14 protein-coding genes are annotated in these 16,812 nt (G+C 41.1%); 2 read left to right on the top strand and 12 right to left on the bottom strand.

The features are described 5' to 3' along the window. Positions 1–3: 3 nt before the first annotated feature. From KEM09_RS06830 to proS, 5 genes are all read right to left on the bottom strand, one after another. Positions 4–1,305, bottom strand: a complete 1,302-nt coding sequence (locus KEM09_RS06830; RefSeq protein WP_212227064.1) for an anthranilate synthase component I family protein — start codon at positions 1,303–1,305, stop codon at positions 4–6. A 178-nt stretch (positions 1,306–1,483) separates the two neighbouring features. Beyond that, positions 1,484–2,116, bottom strand: a complete 633-nt coding sequence (locus tag KEM09_RS06825) for a peroxiredoxin (protein ID WP_212227062.1) — start codon at positions 2,114–2,116, stop codon at positions 1,484–1,486. Between the two features lie 81 nt (positions 2,117–2,197). Then, positions 2,198–3,427 (bottom strand): peptidase T, encoded by a 1,230-nt coding sequence (gene pepT, locus KEM09_RS06820; RefSeq protein WP_212227060.1) that lies wholly within the window; start codon positions 3,425–3,427, stop codon positions 2,198–2,200. 118 nt (positions 3,428–3,545) lie between these two features. Beyond that, positions 3,546–4,235: a hypothetical protein gene (locus tag KEM09_RS06815; RefSeq protein WP_212227058.1), complete on the bottom strand. Its 690-nt coding sequence runs from the start codon at positions 4,233–4,235 to the stop codon at positions 3,546–3,548. A gap of 113 nt (positions 4,236–4,348) precedes the next feature. After that, entirely contained in the window at positions 4,349–5,821 is a 1,473-nt protein-coding gene (proS, locus tag KEM09_RS06810) for a proline--tRNA ligase (RefSeq protein ID WP_212227056.1), read from the bottom strand. A 235-nt stretch (positions 5,822–6,056) separates the two neighbouring features. Here proS and KEM09_RS06805 point away from each other — a divergent pair, with 235 nt between their 5' ends. Further along, positions 6,057–7,538, top strand: coding sequence for a hypothetical protein (locus KEM09_RS06805; protein ID WP_212227054.1), 1,482 nt, complete (start codon positions 6,057–6,059; stop codon positions 7,536–7,538). 34 nt (positions 7,539–7,572) lie between these two features. Next, on the top strand, positions 7,573–9,138 hold the full coding sequence (locus KEM09_RS06800; RefSeq protein ID WP_212227052.1) for an OmpP1/FadL family transporter: 1,566 nt from the start codon (positions 7,573–7,575) through the stop codon (positions 9,136–9,138). An 81-nt stretch (positions 9,139–9,219) separates the two neighbouring features. On the opposite strand, the gene KEM09_RS06795 is transcribed toward KEM09_RS06800, so the two are convergent. The 7 genes from KEM09_RS06795 to KEM09_RS06765 all read right to left on the bottom strand — a co-directional run bounded on the left by KEM09_RS06795 (position 9,220) and on the right by KEM09_RS06765 (position 16,806). Next, positions 9,220–10,497, bottom strand: coding sequence for a sulfate adenylyltransferase subunit 1 (locus tag KEM09_RS06795; protein WP_244824894.1), 1,278 nt, complete (start codon positions 10,495–10,497; stop codon positions 9,220–9,222). A gap of 28 nt (positions 10,498–10,525) precedes the next feature. Beyond that, positions 10,526–11,431 carry a sulfate adenylyltransferase subunit CysD gene (gene cysD, locus KEM09_RS06790; protein ID WP_212191182.1) on the bottom strand — a complete coding sequence of 302 codons (906 nt, stop codon included), beginning with the start codon at positions 11,429–11,431 and terminating at the stop codon, positions 10,526–10,528. Positions 11,432–11,608: 177 nt separating this feature from the next. Then, positions 11,609–12,454, bottom strand: coding sequence for an enoyl-ACP reductase FabI (locus KEM09_RS06785; RefSeq protein ID WP_212227050.1), 846 nt, complete (start codon positions 12,452–12,454; stop codon positions 11,609–11,611). Positions 12,455–12,585: 131 nt separating this feature from the next. Then, positions 12,586–14,241: a DNA repair protein RecN gene (gene recN / locus KEM09_RS06780; RefSeq protein ID WP_212227048.1), complete on the bottom strand. Its 1,656-nt coding sequence runs from the start codon at positions 14,239–14,241 to the stop codon at positions 12,586–12,588. Between the two features lies 1 nt (position 14,242). Next, the gene (porD, locus tag KEM09_RS06775) at positions 14,243–15,139 is read right to left on the bottom strand and encodes a type IX secretion system protein PorD (RefSeq protein ID WP_212227046.1); all 897 of its coding nucleotides are present in this window, start codon (positions 15,137–15,139) and stop codon (positions 14,243–14,245) included. 16 nt (positions 15,140–15,155) lie between these two features. Beyond that, positions 15,156–16,370 (bottom strand): bifunctional phosphopantothenoylcysteine decarboxylase/phosphopantothenate--cysteine ligase CoaBC, encoded by a 1,215-nt coding sequence (gene coaBC, locus KEM09_RS06770; RefSeq protein ID WP_212227044.1) that lies wholly within the window; start codon positions 16,368–16,370, stop codon positions 15,156–15,158. 97 nt (positions 16,371–16,467) lie between these two features. Further along, positions 16,468–16,806 carry a DNA-directed RNA polymerase subunit omega gene (locus KEM09_RS06765; RefSeq protein ID WP_244824892.1) on the bottom strand — a complete coding sequence of 113 codons (339 nt, stop codon included), beginning with the start codon at positions 16,804–16,806 and terminating at the stop codon, positions 16,468–16,470. Positions 16,807–16,812: the final 6 nt, after the last annotated feature.

The following is a 16,812-nucleotide window of genomic DNA, read 5'->3' as shown; positions in this document are numbered from 1 at the left end:
CTTCTATTGCTCAATGTTAAACACTTTCATTATGGCAGATGCTTTCAGCAAACACTCTTCGTACTCCTTTTGAGGTTCAGACTGATTGGTAATGGCGCCACCTACCATAAAAGAGGCACATTGCTTCTTGCGGTTATACAATAAACTACGAATGACCACATTGAAATCAAAATCGCCTTCCGGCGTAACATAACCAATAGCACCACTATACAAGCCTCGTTTACTACTTTCGTATTTCTCAATCAGCTGCATAGCACTAACCTTTGGTGCGCCAGTCATTGAACCCATCGGAAAAGTTGCCTTTATGGCATCCAGCCAGTTATAAGCTCCTTCCAGTTCTGCTGAGATAGTTGAAATCATCTGGTGCACCTGCTTAAAAGAGTAGATACCGCACAACTCATCTACTTTTACTGAGCCCCGCCTGGCCACCCTTGACAAATCATTACGCACCAAATCAGTAATCATGATGTTTTCAGCCTGCTCCTTTTCCGAGTTAATAAGATAGCGTTTGTTGGCCCTATCAATAAAAGGATTACTATCGCGGGGAGATGTACCTTTTATCGGTTGAGAAACAATACGCGCACCTTCTTTTTTAAGGTAGCGCTCGGGTGAGGCGCCCATCAAAAACTTATCATGGTACTTAACGAACGATGAAAAAGGTGTTGGAGATATAGATTTCAATCGCTCATACACACATTGAGGCATCAAATCAACATCCTGAATAAAGAACTCCATGCAGTAGTTAAGCTCATATATATCGCCACGCTGAATATGCCATAATACTTTTTCAATGGCCTCCAGGTATTCGGCATGCGATACCTGATGGTTCAACTTGATATCCCCCAGCGGCTCCTCGGTTAAACAAATACTTTCAAATTCACTGATATAGTCTTTCACAGAGGCCTCATCATCATACTCTTCAAGATAGCCCACCTGCCAACTAGTACCATCATTTAAAAATAGGTAACGTGGCCTGAAGAAGAACATATCAGGCATCTCAATGCGATCGGGATTATCAGACGATAGTTCCTCCAGCAGGTTCTTTACATCATAGGCTATAAAACCTAAAATCCAGTCTTGATACTGATCATGAAATAGCTTTAACTGATGAATATCGTTAGTGCAGTCGCCAACACTTTGCAAGCCAGCCACAAAATCATAATTAATATCACTTTTTACGCAGGCAGGAGAATGAAAACCATTACCATCTAAAATAACAGCCGCCCCCTCGTTACGTGAAGCCTGGCATATTTGCTGTTTGAATGTACGCTCATCGCCGGGATGAATATTAAGGTACTTACGCATGACACAAAAATAAGAAAAACAATTGTGCCAGCTTTTCTCACATGTATGAGAAATGGCATAAGCCGTCTGGAATGCTTCAAGATTATATCAATATTCTACCTTAATATCGTTACTGGCTTGCATAAAAAAAGCACCCTCAAACGAAGGTGCTTCTTATAACTCAGTACAAATGTATTAATTACTTGCTTCCCAAATAGTCGGCAATACCTTCCTGAGTAGCAGTCAGACCTTTGTCGCCTTTGTGCCAGTCAGCCGGACAAACCTCACCGTTTTCTTCGAAGAATTGCAAAGCATCAACAATACGGATAGCTTCTTCAACGCTGCGTCCTAACGGCATATCATTTACTACCTGGTGACGAACAACACCTTCTTTATCAATCAAAAACAAACCACGATAAGCCATTGGCGTGCCATTGAATACAATTTGTCCATCTTCGTTGTAATCATATTCACCAGCCAACACATCGTAGTTTTCAGAGATGGTTTTGCTATTATCTGCCACCAATGGATATTTAACACCTTTGATACCGCCATCTTTAGGATCTGTTTGTAACCACTTCCAGTGAGAGAATTCTGAATCAACAGAAACACCTACCACTTCAACGTTACGCGCTTCAAACTCTTCCATTTTATCCTGAAATGCAATAATCTCTGTTGGACAAACAAAAGTAAAATCTGCCGGGTAGAAGTATAAGATAACGTACTTCTTACCTTTAAACTGCTCCAATGAGAAGTTCTCAACAATTTCACCGCCGTTAACCACAGCACTTGCGCTAAATGAAGGGGCTTGTTTTCCTACTAATACAGCCATAATTTTATTTTTAATCGTTAAACTTATTTTCTTAATTAAAACCACTCTTCAAACAAAAATGGTCAGGGGATGTTCAACGATTTAGTGTTTTTTTGCAACTAATTCAGCTATTTTAAGAATTACCTCAACGGCCTTCTGCATGCTCTGCACAGGCACAAATTCAAAACGTCCGTGGAAATTATGCCCTCCGGCAAATATGTTTGGACATGGTAATCCCATGTACGACAAGCGTGAACCATCAGTTCCTCCTCGTATTGGTTTTACTATTGGCGTAACGCCTACTTCCTCCATGGCCTGCTTGGCAAAATCAACCACATGCATTACGGGCTCCACTTTCTCACGCATATTATAGTACTGATCCTTAATCTCAATAGTAGCCGTACCTTCACCATATTCAGCATTGATCTTATTAATCAGGTGCTGCATCTCGCGCTTGCGGTCTTCAAAGCGATCGCGTTTAAAATCACGAATGATATACACCAGCTCAGTTTTTTCCACATCGCCATTAAACGACATCAGGTGGTAGAATCCCTCGTAACCCTCAGTATGTTCTGGTGTCTCATGGCGTGGCAACATAGTAATAATCTGATTTGCTATGCGAATTGAATTACGCATCTTGTTTTTGGCATAGCCCGGATGCACCATTCGTCCTTTCACAATAACCTTTGCTCCTGCCGCATTGAAGTTTTCGTACTCTAACTCACCAATTTGTGAACCATCCAGCGTATAAGCAAACTCGGCACCAAACTGCTTCACATCAAAATGGTCTGCCCCGGCACCAATTTCCTCATCGGGTGTAAATCCGATGCGTATCTTGCCGTGCTTAATTTCTGGATGGTTAATGAGGTATTCAGCTGCCGTCACAATTTCAGCTACTCCTGCTTTATCATCTGCACCTAAAAGAGTGTTACCATCTGTCACCACTAAATCCTGTCCTTTATAGTGCTCCACTTCAGGAAAGTCAGCTACCTTTAGAATAATATTTTCTGATTCATTTAAAACGATATCACCTCCCTGATAATTGTTAATTACCCGGGGCTTGACATGCTTTCCAGAGAAATCTGGGCTGGTATCCATATGCGCAACAAAACCAATAACGGGCACATCCTCATCTGTTGTTGCCGGCACGGTGGCCATTACGTAACCATTATCATCCACACTTACTTCCTCCAGACCAATGGCCTTTAACTCTTCAGCCAATGTCTTTGCAAATTCCATCTGCCCTGGTGTTGAAGGTGTCAGACCAGTATCTGTATCCGACTGTGTATCCACCACCACATATTTCAAAAATCGATTAAGTACTTGTTCCATAATTTTATACTGATAGCTATTGGCTGTTGACCACTAGCTTGGTTATTTGTTGAATTGTTAAGTTGCTTTACTGATTATTTATCGAATAACTATCAGCGAAGCGTCTTAATATCTAAATTCACTGTTTCACATCATCGGCCTTATAAACAAAACCCAAGCGCTTGCCCGTTTGCATTTTAGAACTGAGTATCTCACCATTCATCTGCATCATCGATATGATTTTCACATCGTCATAAGGAGGTACCAACAAGTCAAATTCCAGTGAATATAAGATGGCTGTCTCAATAATCTTCTGCCAATTCTCTGCATTAATTATTGAACTGCCAAAATGATTAATGCCCGTGCCCTTTTGTCGTTTTCCTTCCACGAAATAATGCCCTTCTTTATTAATAAATACACGGGCAATCAGGTAACCGGCATCATGCTCTCGGTTATACCTGAAAGAATCGTGCAAAAAGTTGTAGATATTAACAACGCCACAGTATGAGTTGTTCTCTTCGGCTTTTACATAGTCACTTTTCCATACCTCATGGTCGCGATCAAATTCGAAAGTATTGGTATGCATATGGAATACCAGTACATCTCCTGCCACCTTTAACTGAGCTACAAACTCTCCTTTATCTTCAAACAGCAAGTGTATTCTGGCGTCCGCATCACCTAATTGCAGGTTATACTCGTGCTGCACTTTTTTAAGTACCTCTTTGAGCAAGTCAAAATTCTTCTTTGTTGATTCAAAAACATCTTGTTTAACAACAGCTTTAGTCTGCAAAATATCGACTATTCCCTTTTTTATTTCTTGATTATTCATAGAGTGTACTTTAAAGTTTTAATAGTAAAAGGTTGGCTAAATTTAAACTTTTTCGCATAAAAAAAGGGAAACCTTTATCATGGTCTCCCTTTACTGTATCAATTAATATACTTTTAGTAGGCTCTTGCAAACATAACACGCTTATTCGACGGTTTTCCGGAATAGATACATACACCTTCTTCTTCTGGCTGATCTAATGGAATACAGCGTATTGTTGCTTTCGTTTCCTCTTTAATCTTCTGCTCTGTTTCAGGCGTTCCATCCCAATGAGCCATAATAAAGCCACCTTCTTCCAGGCGCTCTTTAAACTCATCATAGGTATCTACTGATACTGTGCTCTGAGCTCTGAAATCCAAGGCCTTTTGGAATATATTTGTTTGAATATCATCCAATAGTTTGACAATATGCTCATCAACACCATCCAGTGCAACAACTTCTTTACTAAGAGTATCACGGCGAGCCACTTCAACCGTTCCATTCTCCAGGTCGCGTGGCCCCATGGCCAAACGCACAGGCACACCTTTCAATTCGTACTCGGCAAATTTCCAGCCTGGCTTTTTATTATCGTTATCATCAAATTTCACATCAATACCTCTATCACGAAGCTTTGCAATTAATCCGCCGGCTACTTCTTTAATTTTCGCCAACTCCTCAGGCTTGCGGAAGATAGGTACAATCACCACCTGAATTGGGGCTAATTTTGGAGGTAATACCAAGCCATTATCATCTGAGTGAGCCATAATTAAGGCTCCCATCAAACGCGTTGACACCCCCCATGATGTTGCCCAAACATAATCTTCTTTTCCTTCTTTGCTGGCAAATTTCACATCAAATGCCTTAGCAAAATTCTGACCTAAGAAATGCGATGTGCCAGACTGCAAAGCTTTTCCATCCTGCATCAATGCTTCAATCGTATAGGTTTCAAGAGCACCTGCAAAACGCTCATTAGCTGATTTGATACCCTTCACAACCGGCACGGCCATAAATTTCTCAGCAAAATCACCATATACATTAATCATTGTCTCCGTTTCCTCTATAGCCTCTTGCTTGGTGGCGTGGGCCGTATGACCTTCCTGCCACAAAAATTCGGCTGTACGCAAAAACAGGCGCGTACGCATTTCCCAGCGCACCACATTGGCCCATTGGTTACATTTTATTGGCAGATCACGGTACGATTGAATCCAGTTTTTATATGTATTCCAGATAATGGTTTCAGATGTTGGACGCACAATCAATTCTTCCTCCAGTTTTGCCTCCGGATCAACAACAACACCATTTCCATCAGGATCATTCATCAGGCGATAGTGGGTAACAACGGCGCACTCTTTAGCAAACCCTTCCACATGATCTGCTTCTTTACTAAAGAATGACTTGGGAATAAAAATTGGGAAATATGCATTTTCATGCCCGGTATCTTTAAACATCCGGTCTAATACACTTTGCATTTTTTCCCATATAGCATAGCCATAAGGCTTAATTACCATACATCCACGTACAGCTGAATTCTCAGCTAAATCTGCTTTCAGTACAAGATCGTTGTACCATTGTGAATAACTTTCACTCCTAGGCGTTAAAACTTTTGCCATCTTATAATTCTTAATTTGTATCCGTTTCTAAACAAGAGGCACAAAAATAACAAAATTTAAGCCAATTCGTTAGGCCATAACCCTTGATTTTTTAATATTGCACACATCAGAAGAGAAACAACCGAAACAACCACCGTTAACATTTATTGAAATAATATTTACATTTTTTAATATACGGCACGGTATTTGCTTCTTTTCATGTATAATTAAACCTTGTAAATCCGGAGGATTAGCGATGAAAACCTATACAGTATTCGGCTTATTTATCCTGCTTATTTTAAGCGGATGTAGTTCTTCTCAGTATCTTGACAGTAGTTACTACGATGATGATTTGTATTATAAACCAAAAAGTAATCCTGTAGTAGTTGACGATTCTTATGCGCCTATCGCCCAGGATAAAGCAATAAGAAAAGAAGATCAGAAAACAGTCAATCAACTTAAAAGCCAGTACAACCAATCAGAACTGGCAACAGAGGATAACAGAAACTTCTCTCAAATACAGGCTGATTACATGGACCTGCTTACCAATGATTCGCTGGCGCAAATGGACACTTTGGTCTATTTTAATGAAGAAACCGGCTACTGGGTGGATGGATTCAATGGTTCAACTATGGATCAGGATTATGCCGAACGACTCATAAGATTTCATGGACCTTTCAACGGCATTCCCTATTGGTCGCCTTTATATAATGACATGGTTTACTTCAATAACTGGGACTGGAATGTATATGTAGATGGTAACTACGCCTACGCCTTCCCCACTTGGAGCAACCCTTGGTACAACGACTACCGATGGAATTACGGCTACCGCAACCCATGGCGCTGGAATGTATCTATGAGCTGGGGATGGGGATATGGTGGATTCTATGATCCCTGGTATTCACCATGGTACTCGCCCTGGTACGACCCGTGGTATTATCCATACTACGGACATCACCACTGCTATCCCTGGTACGGAGGCGGCTATTATCCTCCTGCCCACTTACCTGGAGGTGGTGGCGGAGGTATCGCCCGCGAATATAGACCAAGAGGCGGACAGGCCACATCTGTACGTCCGGAAGGTAGTTCAAGAGTTTCGTCGAGCAGAATTTCAAGTGGCAGAACTGCCAGCACCAAAAGCTACATTGAAACTACACCCACCAGAGAATCCTATACGCGTGGCACAACCAGTGTAACACATAACAGTCAGAACCAACGGACAATAACCAGTACTAAAACCGGCAATACATATACCAGAGTTGGCAGACAAGATAACACTACCAAGAGTTCAGGTTCCGTTGGAACCTCAAGAAGTCAGGGCAATACCAGGAGAAGCTACACTCCCAGCTATTCTAATTCAAGAAGCAACACAAGCAGAACTACCTATAATAGAAACAGCAGTTACAGTCGACCTTCTTCAACACGTAGCTCTAGCTCAACAAACAGAAGCATGACAACGCGTAGTCAAAGCAACAGTAGCTCGTCAAATAAGAGCTACAACAATAGCGGTCGAAGCAGCTATTCGCCAAGTCGTTCGTCTGGAAATAGTAGTCGAAGCAGCTATACTCCCAGCCGTTCATCTGGCAGTAGCAGCCGTAGCTCTTACACGCCAAGCCGAAGTTCGAGTAGTTCAAGTAGCTATTCAGGAAGTAGTTCAAGCGGGAGCTCACGTAGCTCAAGTTCAAGCTCTGGTTCATCACGAAGCAGTGGGTCATCGCGAAGCGGAGGAAGACGATAAGCACTTAATCTATTTACCCTAATATTTAACCAATATGAAAAAGTCATTATACATTCTGCTTGCCAGTCTACTTGTTAGCAGTTTCTTAAACGCACAAAACCTGGATGATGCCCTTAGGTTTAATAAAAGAGAACTCACTGGTACATCTCGCTCTCTGGGCATGGCTAATGCATTTGGCTCATTGGGAGGCGACTTAACCGGTATAAGCATTAACCCGGCGGGCATTGCAGTATATCGTACTTCAGAATTTGCTTTTACGCCATCTATTTCTTTAAATCAATCCAAAACAAATTACATGGGATTGGCCGATAAAGATGATAAATATGCCTTCCCATTCAATCAGGTAGGTGGTGTGGCAACCAACAAACCAATGAGAGAGAAAGAAAAAGGGCTAATCAGTACTCACTTTGGATTAACCTACACCCGCACTGCTGATTTTAACGAAAACACCAGTATGTTTATGGGTAGGGGCGTACAAGATTATTACGATGCTTCAGGCTATCCGACACAACTTAATACATTACTGAATAATATTGTTTGGGATGCCAACGGTCAAGCTCCCGAGAGTTTTAAAAACAGAGAGTATTTTGCTTACGAAGCCTATCTTTTTGACCCTGTTGAAGAAGGAAGTTACGAGTACTTTAGCCAATACGAAGACATTGATGCTGATGGTTATATTTTCGATCGTAATGTTAACGGAATCGACCAATACAATATCATAGAGCGCAGCGGTTATTCTGGCGAGTACGGACTTACTTTTGGCGCTAACATTAGTCATGTACTCTTACTTGGTGCTTCTCTAAACTTTCAAACATACCGATTCGAGCAAAAAGAAAGTTTCAGGGAAGTTAACAATAACAGCTTCGTTCCATCCGGCCCCGAAGATGTAGATTACTTTGATGCCTACAACAAGTTATCACAAAAAGGATTTGGAGTGAATGGCAAGTTTGGTTTGATCGTCAATTTATTCCCCATTCGCTTAGGAGCATCTTTTCACACCCCAACATTCTATAATATAGATGAAAAATTTAATAAGGGGATTAGCTCATATTTTATTGATTATCGTTCATTTGACAAACCTTTTGAGCATGGTGAATTTTCATATGATTACCGCACTCCATACCGAGCCCAGGGAAGCATTTCAATGATTCTGGGAAAATTTGGGCTTCTCTCATTTGACTATGAAATGACCGACCATACTTCGTCAAAATTTTCATCAAGCCGATTTGCCACTAATATTAAGGATGCCAACGAAGCAATCAAAACGACGATGAAGGTGACGCACGACTTTAAGGCTGGCCTTGAAATTAAGCCCGTTCCTTATTTAGCTATCCGTGCAGGTGCAGCCTATTTTGACTCGCCTATCAAGAAGGAGTTTATCGATCAGGAACTCACAAAATGGATGGCTACAGGAGGTATTGGTGTACGCAGTAAAAACTTCTTCTTTGACGTGGCCTATGCCTATAAATTCAATAAAGACAACTATTATATAGACACTGTGAGCGATCTGTCGCTTCTGCATGGACTATCGTTTACTGACCCGGTTGCTCAGGAATACAGAAACCATCAGGCAAGCTTTACCTTTGGTTGGAAATTTTAACCTTCTCCAACCTATTCTTAACCATAAGAAAGGCCGCTTCTCAAATGAGAAGCGGCCTTTTATTTGAACTAAACATTTAGCTTAAATAATCATACCGGCAGCTACAGTTTCGTTAGTTGCTTCATCAACCAGAATTAAACTACCTGTGATGCGATTACGACTATACGAATCGAAGAACAAAGGCTTTGTTGAGCGAATCTTGATACGCGCAATATCATTCATACCAACCTCTTTATCTTCTTCATTCTTTTCAAGTGTATTAATATTCATCTTATACTGAATATCAGTCACCATACAACGGGCATCTGAAGAAGTGTGTTTAATCACATACTTACCACGCGGCATCAGCTTACGCTCATTAAACCAGCACACCATCGCTTCAATATCCTGACTATTTTTGGGCTCAGAGCCATTGTTTCTCTTAATCAGCATATCGCCACGGCTAATGTCAATCTCATCCTCCAGGGTAATAGAAACCGATTGAGGCGCAAAACCAACCTCCAAAGATTCCTCCATCATATCAATGGATTTCACCTTAGAAGTAAAACCACTTGGCAATACACCTACCTCGTCACCCACCTTAATAGCGCCACTGGCAATTCGTCCGGCATAACCACGGTAGTCAGGCCACTCAGCCGATTGAGGACGAATCACATACTGCACCGGAAAACGGAAGTCATCGTGATTAATATCGCTGCTGATGTGTATATTCTCCAGCAGATACATTAAAGTTGGTCCATCGTACCAATCCATTACCTCAGAACGATCGACAACGTTATCACCCTTTAAGGCACTAATTGGCACAAAGCGAATATCTTTGACTGATAATTTTGATGACACTGCATCAATATCAGATTTAATCTTCTCAAATGTTTCCTGGCTGTAATCAACCAAATCCATTTTGTTGATACAGAAAATAACATGAGGGATCTGCAACAAAGAAGCAATATAAGCATGACGCAATGTCTGCTCCAAAACACCATGACGGGCATCAACCAAAATTAAAGCTACGTTGGCTGTACTTGCACCAGTTACCATGTTACGGGTATACTGAATGTGACCCGGTGTGTCGGCAATAATGAATTTACGCTTAGGCGTTGCAAAATAACGATAAGCAACGTCAATGGTAATCCCCTGTTCACGCTCCGAACGCAATCCATCAGTTAATAAAGCCAGATTCACTTCTTCATGACCCGAGCGCTCACTAACACGCTCAATAGCTTCCATCTGATCTTCAAAGATGGCTTTACTATCATATAATAAACGACCTATTAATGTACTTTTACCGTCATCAACACTACCTGCAGTGGTGAATCGTAAAAGCTCCATATCGAGATATCCTGATTCTTTTCCGGACATATTATTGAATTTTCAGATTTAACAAAGTTTAGAAATAACCTTCACGCTTACGATCTTCCATGGCTGATTCAGAACGCTTATCGTCAGCACGTCCTCCACGCTCGGTTGTTCTTGTTGAAGCTACTTCATGAATGATATCCTCTAATGTATTAGCGGTTGATAGTGTTAGACCCGTACAAGTAACATCACCAATGGTACGACAACGTACATCAAGCGTCTCTACTTTTTCAGTATCTTTCAACTGCATAAAGGGCAATTTAGCCAACCAAACACCATCCCGATTAAATACCTCACGCTTGTGCGTAAAATAAAGACTTGGCAGGTCAATTTGTTCCATATAAATGTATTGCCACACATCCATTTCAGTCCAGTTACTGATTGGGAATACACGGAAGTGCTCGCCCATGTTTTTACGACCATTGAAGATATTCCAAAGTTCGGGACGTTGATTCTTTGGATCCCACTGTCCAAATTCGTCACGGTGTGAGAAGAAACGTTCTTTAGCACGTGCCTTTTCTTCATCACGGCGCCCGCCACCCATGGCTGCATCAAACTTATGATTTTCGATCGCATCCAGAAGTGTTACGGTCTGAAGCTTATTTCGACTGGCATTAACGCCTTTTTCTTCTACTACGCGGCCCTGATCAATTGAATCCTGCACCAATGCCACAATACATTTAGTACCAGTTTCCTCCATAATACGATCGCGGTATTCCAACGCTTCGGGGAAGTTATGGCCTGTATCGATGTGCATTAAAGGAAAAGGGACTTTGCCCGGCCAAAAAGCCTTGCGCGCCAGGTGAAACATTACAATTGAGTCTTTTCCTCCGGAGAATAACATCACAGGATTTTCAAATTGAGCTGCAACCTCTCGAATAACATAGATAGACTCTGCTTCCAGTTCCTTAAGGTGATTTATTCGGTATTGATCCATGATAAGTTGATTTGTCTTACAATATAACTTGACAGATATGCTGTCGTCTGCCATCTCTTAACAAAAACGACGCCAAATTTAATGATAAATAAAAGACTTTGAAAATTTTGAGAGCAGTGCTTTTTAGGAAATTAACCCTATAAAAAAAGGGTGCTTTCGGCACCCTTTCACAATGTTTTAGTATTTCGTTTCAATATCATCGGTATCAAAACTCTTATTATACTGTGTCATGGCCCTGAGGCTCATTCCCACATTTGAGAAACCGCCATCATGGAACAGGTTCTGCATGGTCACTTTGCGAGTTAAGTCTGAGAACATTGTAATACAATAGTCAGCACAGTCGGCAGCATCGGCATTACCAAGTGGCGACATACGGTCAGAGAAGTCGATAAGGCCATCAATACCTTTCACTCCACTACCAGCTGTCGTTACTGTAGGCGACTGCGAAATAGTGTTAACACGCACTTTACGTTCACGGCCATAGATATAACCAAAGCTACGACCAATAGATTCCAATAAGGCTTTAGCATCTGCCATATCGTTGTAGCCATAGAATGTGCGCTGTGCAGCTACATAGCTTAATCCAAGAACAGAGCCCCACTCACTTACAGCATCCATCTTGAAAGCAACCTGCAACATTTTATGAAATGAAATAGCTGAAATATCTAATGTTTTGGTTAGATAGTTATAGTCTAAATCATGATAAACCCTTTTCTTACGAACGTTTAGCGACATCCCGATTGAGTGCAATACGAAGTCAACCTTTCCGCCAAGCACATCCATCGATTTCTGGAAAACATTTTCAAGGTCGGCCACATTAGTAGCATCAGCAGGAATAATTTCTGCTTCACATTTTTTACCTAATTCAACCACCTCACCCATGCGGCAAGCTACCGGTGTATTAGATAAAGTAAAACGTGCTCCTTCTTCGTAAGCTCTTTCAGCTACTTTCCATGCGATAGACATGTCATTTAGGGCACCAAAAATAATCCCTCTTTTTCCTTTTAAAAGATCAAATCCCATATTAATTTAATTTTGAGCGCACAAATATACTGCATATGTTGCACAACACAAGTTTCAATGTTAATATTCTATACCTAACCTTCTTTAACAATTAATTATTAAAAAGGTTCTTATAAGTTATAAATAGCTGATTAGTTATTCAATAGCGAACGTGCATTTTCGATAGCGGCTTCCGATAAAGTTGATCCACTTAACATCTTTGCCACCTCTACAACCCTATCTTCGTGTGAAAGTTTTCGGATATTAGATATTGTTTTTTCGGCCTCATCCGTTTTAAACACTTTAAAATGATGATCGCCCTTGACAGTAATTTGCGGTAAATGAGTGATACTAATTACCTGCATGGAGCTCCCCATTTGAGCCATGATACCGCCCATCTGATCAGCCACCTCACCAGAAACTCCTGTATCAATTTCATCAAAAATAATGGTTGGTAAGCCTTTGGAAGACGACAGAAGAGATTTAATAGACAACATCACACGTGATATTTCCCCTCCAGAGGCAACCTTATTAATGGGCGACGGCTGACCGCCTTTATTACCAGAAAACAGAAACTCAATTTCATCAACACCATCATTCGTAAAATGCCTACTTATCTGGTGCTGAATCACAAAATTAGCATGTGGAATCCCAAGAGTTTGCAGCTGCTTCTCAATGCTTGATTTAACCAGTTCAAAAACGCCTGTCCGGCTCTTGGTAATGGTTTTACCTGTCTTCACCAGTTCCTTTTCGAGCTGCTGCAGTTTCCCTTGCTTTGCTTTCAGCTCATCATCAAAGAAATTTACCTTATCAATAGCCTGTCCCAGCTCATCCCTGAGCGCCATTAACTGTCCAACGCTATCAACCCGATGCTTCTGCTGTAAACTATATATCAGATTGAGACGCTCTTGCACTTGCTGAATAAGCTCAGGATTATACTCTAGATCTTCAGAACGGGCTTCGATATCTTCTGCTAAGTCTTTCAGATCGATACGAGCCGACTCCAACCGCTGAATCAACTCTTCTCCATCCGGCAAATAATTAGCTATGCGGCCAAGCTTATTCACTGAATCAGTCAGTAGGCCCACCACCGGTGCAGGTTCCTGACTGAGGTTATTTACAACCTCTACCAGGTTCAATTTTATTTCTTCAGCATGCGATAACTGCTCCAGTAACTGCTCCTGCTCCTCCTGTTCACCAACCTTTAATTTGGCACTATCCAGCTGCTCAAACTGAAACTGCATATAATCCAAATCTGCCTTTTGTTTCTCATTTTCCGCAATCAGCTCTTCGATTTCCTTTTGTAAAGATTTATAGGCAGCATAGTTAATGCGGTATTCATCAAGCAATGTCTTGTTGCCAGCTAAGGTATCAACCACCATCCGATGGAATCCATTATCATCAAGCAGCAGGTTTTGATGTTGAGAGTGTACATCTATCAACTGAGCACTAATACTTTTCAAGAAACCAAGATTAACAGGTGTATCGTTAACAAAGGCCCGCGATTTACCTGAAGGCAGCAACTCGCGTCGGATGATGGTTACCTCCTCATAATCCACATCATGCTCATTGAAGAAATCAAGCAAACCATAATTGCCAATATAAAACTCTCCTTCAACCACACACTTCTGATCCTTGTTCAGCAAAGCATTTACATCACTTCGTTGACCTAAAATCAACGAGAGTGCTCCAAGCAGAACAGACTTACCTGCACCTGTTTCGCCGGTGATAACAGTTAAGCCGCTGTCAAATGTCACTTCAACCTTATCAATTAAGGCGTAATTAGATATAGATAATGACTTGAGCATATTAGTTTGATGATAATATCTTTTCGTACTTCTTATTATTGGCAGGATCTACCTCCTGTAACAACTCTACAATCCGTCCTTTTTCCATTGAAAAGGATTCTTCAAAAATCTTCACCAATTCATCAGATTTTGCGGTAAAAAACACCTGTGTAAAAAATGAACTGGGCCTTTGACGATGCACCTTTCTGGTCAACTCCAGAGCCTTTACAATTTCGGCGCGCCCCTCCTCTACCTTATCACTCATTTTATCCAGACCTTTTCGGTGATATTCATACATACACTGTCGCAAAGGACGATGGTATTCATTAAGAATATTTTCGATTAACCAGTAACGGTTACGCTGACCTTCAAACGATTTCCAGCCAGCCTCCCTGGCTCCCTGGGCTCTGTTAACTATACGTTCAGCTTCCTGAAAGTAAGGCGTTCCTCCATTATTACTATAGGAGTCGTAATCTAATCCAAGTACCACATTGGCATAAAAGGCTAACACGGCTATCAGGTTTGATTCAAAATTATTCGGATTATAAATCAATGGCTCAAACTCCACATATTTAAAATGAAAATCCTGATCCTGATGATTGAACAGTACTGTATAATAATTTGAGTTATAAACCGGTCGCCGAGCCTGAATCTGAAATGAACCTTTAAACTCATCAATCGAAATCATTTCAGCAACGTTAATCATTATATTACAATCAATACGTTCTTCTGGCGCAAACTTATCATTGGTCCACTTTTGATTATTCATGAACTCCATAATGGCCGTTTGAAGGGTTTCAAAAACCTTCTTATTTGAACCTTGAATTTGAGGTGACACTACCTGAACCGCACACTGAAACTCTTGTGCCGTCGACGATAGCCCATACACCAAAAGAAGAATACTGATTAAATATCTCATAGCTATTTATGATTTTTTACTCTCGCCCATGTATACAAGCAACGAACTCATCTACGATATCACGAGCAACTTCATCCTTAGCTTTTAACGCAAATTCCGTGGTCTTATTATCCTTATCGATGATCGTAATTTTATTTGTATCAGAATTAAAACCAGCCCCTTTATCCTCCAGACTATTTAAAACGATAAAATCTAAGTTCTTCTTTTGAAGCTTCTTTTGGGCATTATTTAGGGCATCCTGCGTTTCTAGAGCAAACCCCACTAAAACTTGCTTATCCGTTTTCTTTTTCCCTAATGCAGCGGCTACATCAATCGTTGCTTCCAGGTTAATGGCCATCTTTTCTGATGTACGCTTAATCTTTTCATCAGCCTTAATAGTAGGCGTATAGTCCGCTACTGCCGCTGACATAATGGCCCCATCCATATCTGCGAAAGTCTTCTCACATGCATTATACATATCATTGGCACTAACAACATCAACACGGCCGATATTCGGATGATTTACAGTAAGGCTGGTTGGCCCGCTCACTAAGGTCACAAGAGCACCTCGCTGAGCTAGTTCCTCCGCAATTGCGTATCCCATCTTACCAGACGAGTAATTGCCAATAAAGCGCACAGGATCAATTTTCTCATGAGTTGGTCCAGCAGACACAAGTACTTTTTTACCCTCCAACTCCAACGTTTCTTGTTTACTAAAGAACATTCTTAGTTCTTCCACAATTTCTTCGGGCTCAGCCATTCGCCCTTTACCAATCAGACCACTGGCCAACTCACCCGAATTAGGCTCAATCAAATGATTACCATAAGAACGAAGAGTGGCCATGTTACGCTGCGTTGATGGGTGCTGGTACATATCCAGGTCCATTGTTGGGGCAATAAACACCGGGCAACGTGCAGAAAGATAAGTAGTGATCAACAAGTTATCAGCCACCCCATTGGCCATCTTACCCATTGTATTAGCAGTGGCCGGCGCAATAATCATAGCATCAGCCCACAATCCACTATCCACATGACTATTCCAATCGCCGTTTTCAGGATTAAAAAACTCCACCAGAATCGGTCGTTTTGATAAGGTTGCCATGGTGAGTGGCGTTATAAACTGTTTCGCCAATTTCGTCATGATAACCTGCACTTCTGCTCCTTCTTTGACCAGCAAACGTGCGAGCGTGGCACACTTATATGCAGCAATACCACCTGATATTCCGAGAATAAACTTCTTACCTTTTAGCATACTCAAAAATAAAAAAAGATAAAAGAGAATATACTATCCTCCTTTACCTTTTATTATTATTCTTATAAAGTCGTTGAATTAACCAGAATAAATCTGATTACTCCTCGTTTTCTTCCTTATCAGGATTACGATGGTACACATTACCTTCTACAAACTCTTGCGTAGCAATGCATACAGGCTTTGGTAAGCGCTCATAGAAACGCGAAATCTCAATCTGCTCCCTGTTTTCAAATACCTCCTCTAAGTTATCGGTATACGACGCAAACTCCTGAAGCTTCTTGTTTAACTCTTCCTTCATTTCAGAGCTAATCTGATTGGCACGTTTACCCAAAACTACGATTGATTCGTAGATGTTACCGGTTGGCTCAGATAAAACATTTTTATCCCAGGTCACTGTCGATACCGGTGCATTTGTTTTTTTGTAGTCGATTGACATATGATA

It is taken from the genome of Carboxylicivirga mesophila (genome assembly GCF_018271975.1).
Lineage (GTDB): Bacteria > Bacteroidota > Bacteroidia > Bacteroidales > Marinilabiliaceae > Carboxylicivirga > Carboxylicivirga mesophila.
This window is presented reverse-complemented; position numbering and strand designations above follow the sequence as displayed.

Coding starts and splice junctions, on each gene's coding strand:
- proS (WP_212227056.1), bottom strand. CDS start 5,821: ATGGCAAAAGTTTTAACGCCTAGGAGTGAAAGTTATTCACAATGGTAC.
- porD (WP_212227046.1), bottom strand. CDS start 15,139: ATGAGATATTTAATCAGTATTCTTCTTTTGGTGTATGGGCTATCGTCG.
- cysD (WP_212191182.1), bottom strand. CDS start 11,431: ATGGATCAATACCGAATAAATCACCTTAAGGAACTGGAAGCAGAGTCT.
- KEM09_RS06795 (WP_244824894.1), bottom strand. CDS start 10,497: ATGTCCGGAAAAGAATCAGGATATCTCGATATGGAGCTTTTACGATTC.
- KEM09_RS06815 (WP_212227058.1), bottom strand. CDS start 4,235: ATGAATAATCAAGAAATAAAAAAGGGAATAGTCGATATTTTGCAGACT.
- recN (WP_212227048.1), bottom strand. CDS start 14,241: ATGCTCAAGTCATTATCTATATCTAATTACGCCTTAATTGATAAGGTT.
- KEM09_RS06805 (WP_212227054.1), top strand. CDS start 6,057: ATGAAAACCTATACAGTATTCGGCTTATTTATCCTGCTTATTTTAAGC.
- coaBC (WP_212227044.1), bottom strand. CDS start 16,370: ATGCTAAAAGGTAAGAAGTTTATTCTCGGAATATCAGGTGGTATTGCT.
- KEM09_RS06800 (WP_212227052.1), top strand. CDS start 7,573: ATGAAAAAGTCATTATACATTCTGCTTGCCAGTCTACTTGTTAGCAGT.
- KEM09_RS06765 (WP_244824892.1), bottom strand. CDS start 16,806: ATGTCAATCGACTACAAAAAAACAAATGCACCGGTATCGACAGTGACC.
- KEM09_RS06825 (WP_212227062.1), bottom strand. CDS start 2,116: ATGGCTGTATTAGTAGGAAAACAAGCCCCTTCATTTAGCGCAAGTGCT.
- pepT (WP_212227060.1), bottom strand. CDS start 3,427: ATGGAACAAGTACTTAATCGATTTTTGAAATATGTGGTGGTGGATACA.
- KEM09_RS06785 (WP_212227050.1), bottom strand. CDS start 12,454: ATGGGATTTGATCTTTTAAAAGGAAAAAGAGGGATTATTTTTGGTGCC.
- KEM09_RS06830 (WP_212227064.1), bottom strand. CDS start 1,305: ATGCGTAAGTACCTTAATATTCATCCCGGCGATGAGCGTACATTCAAA.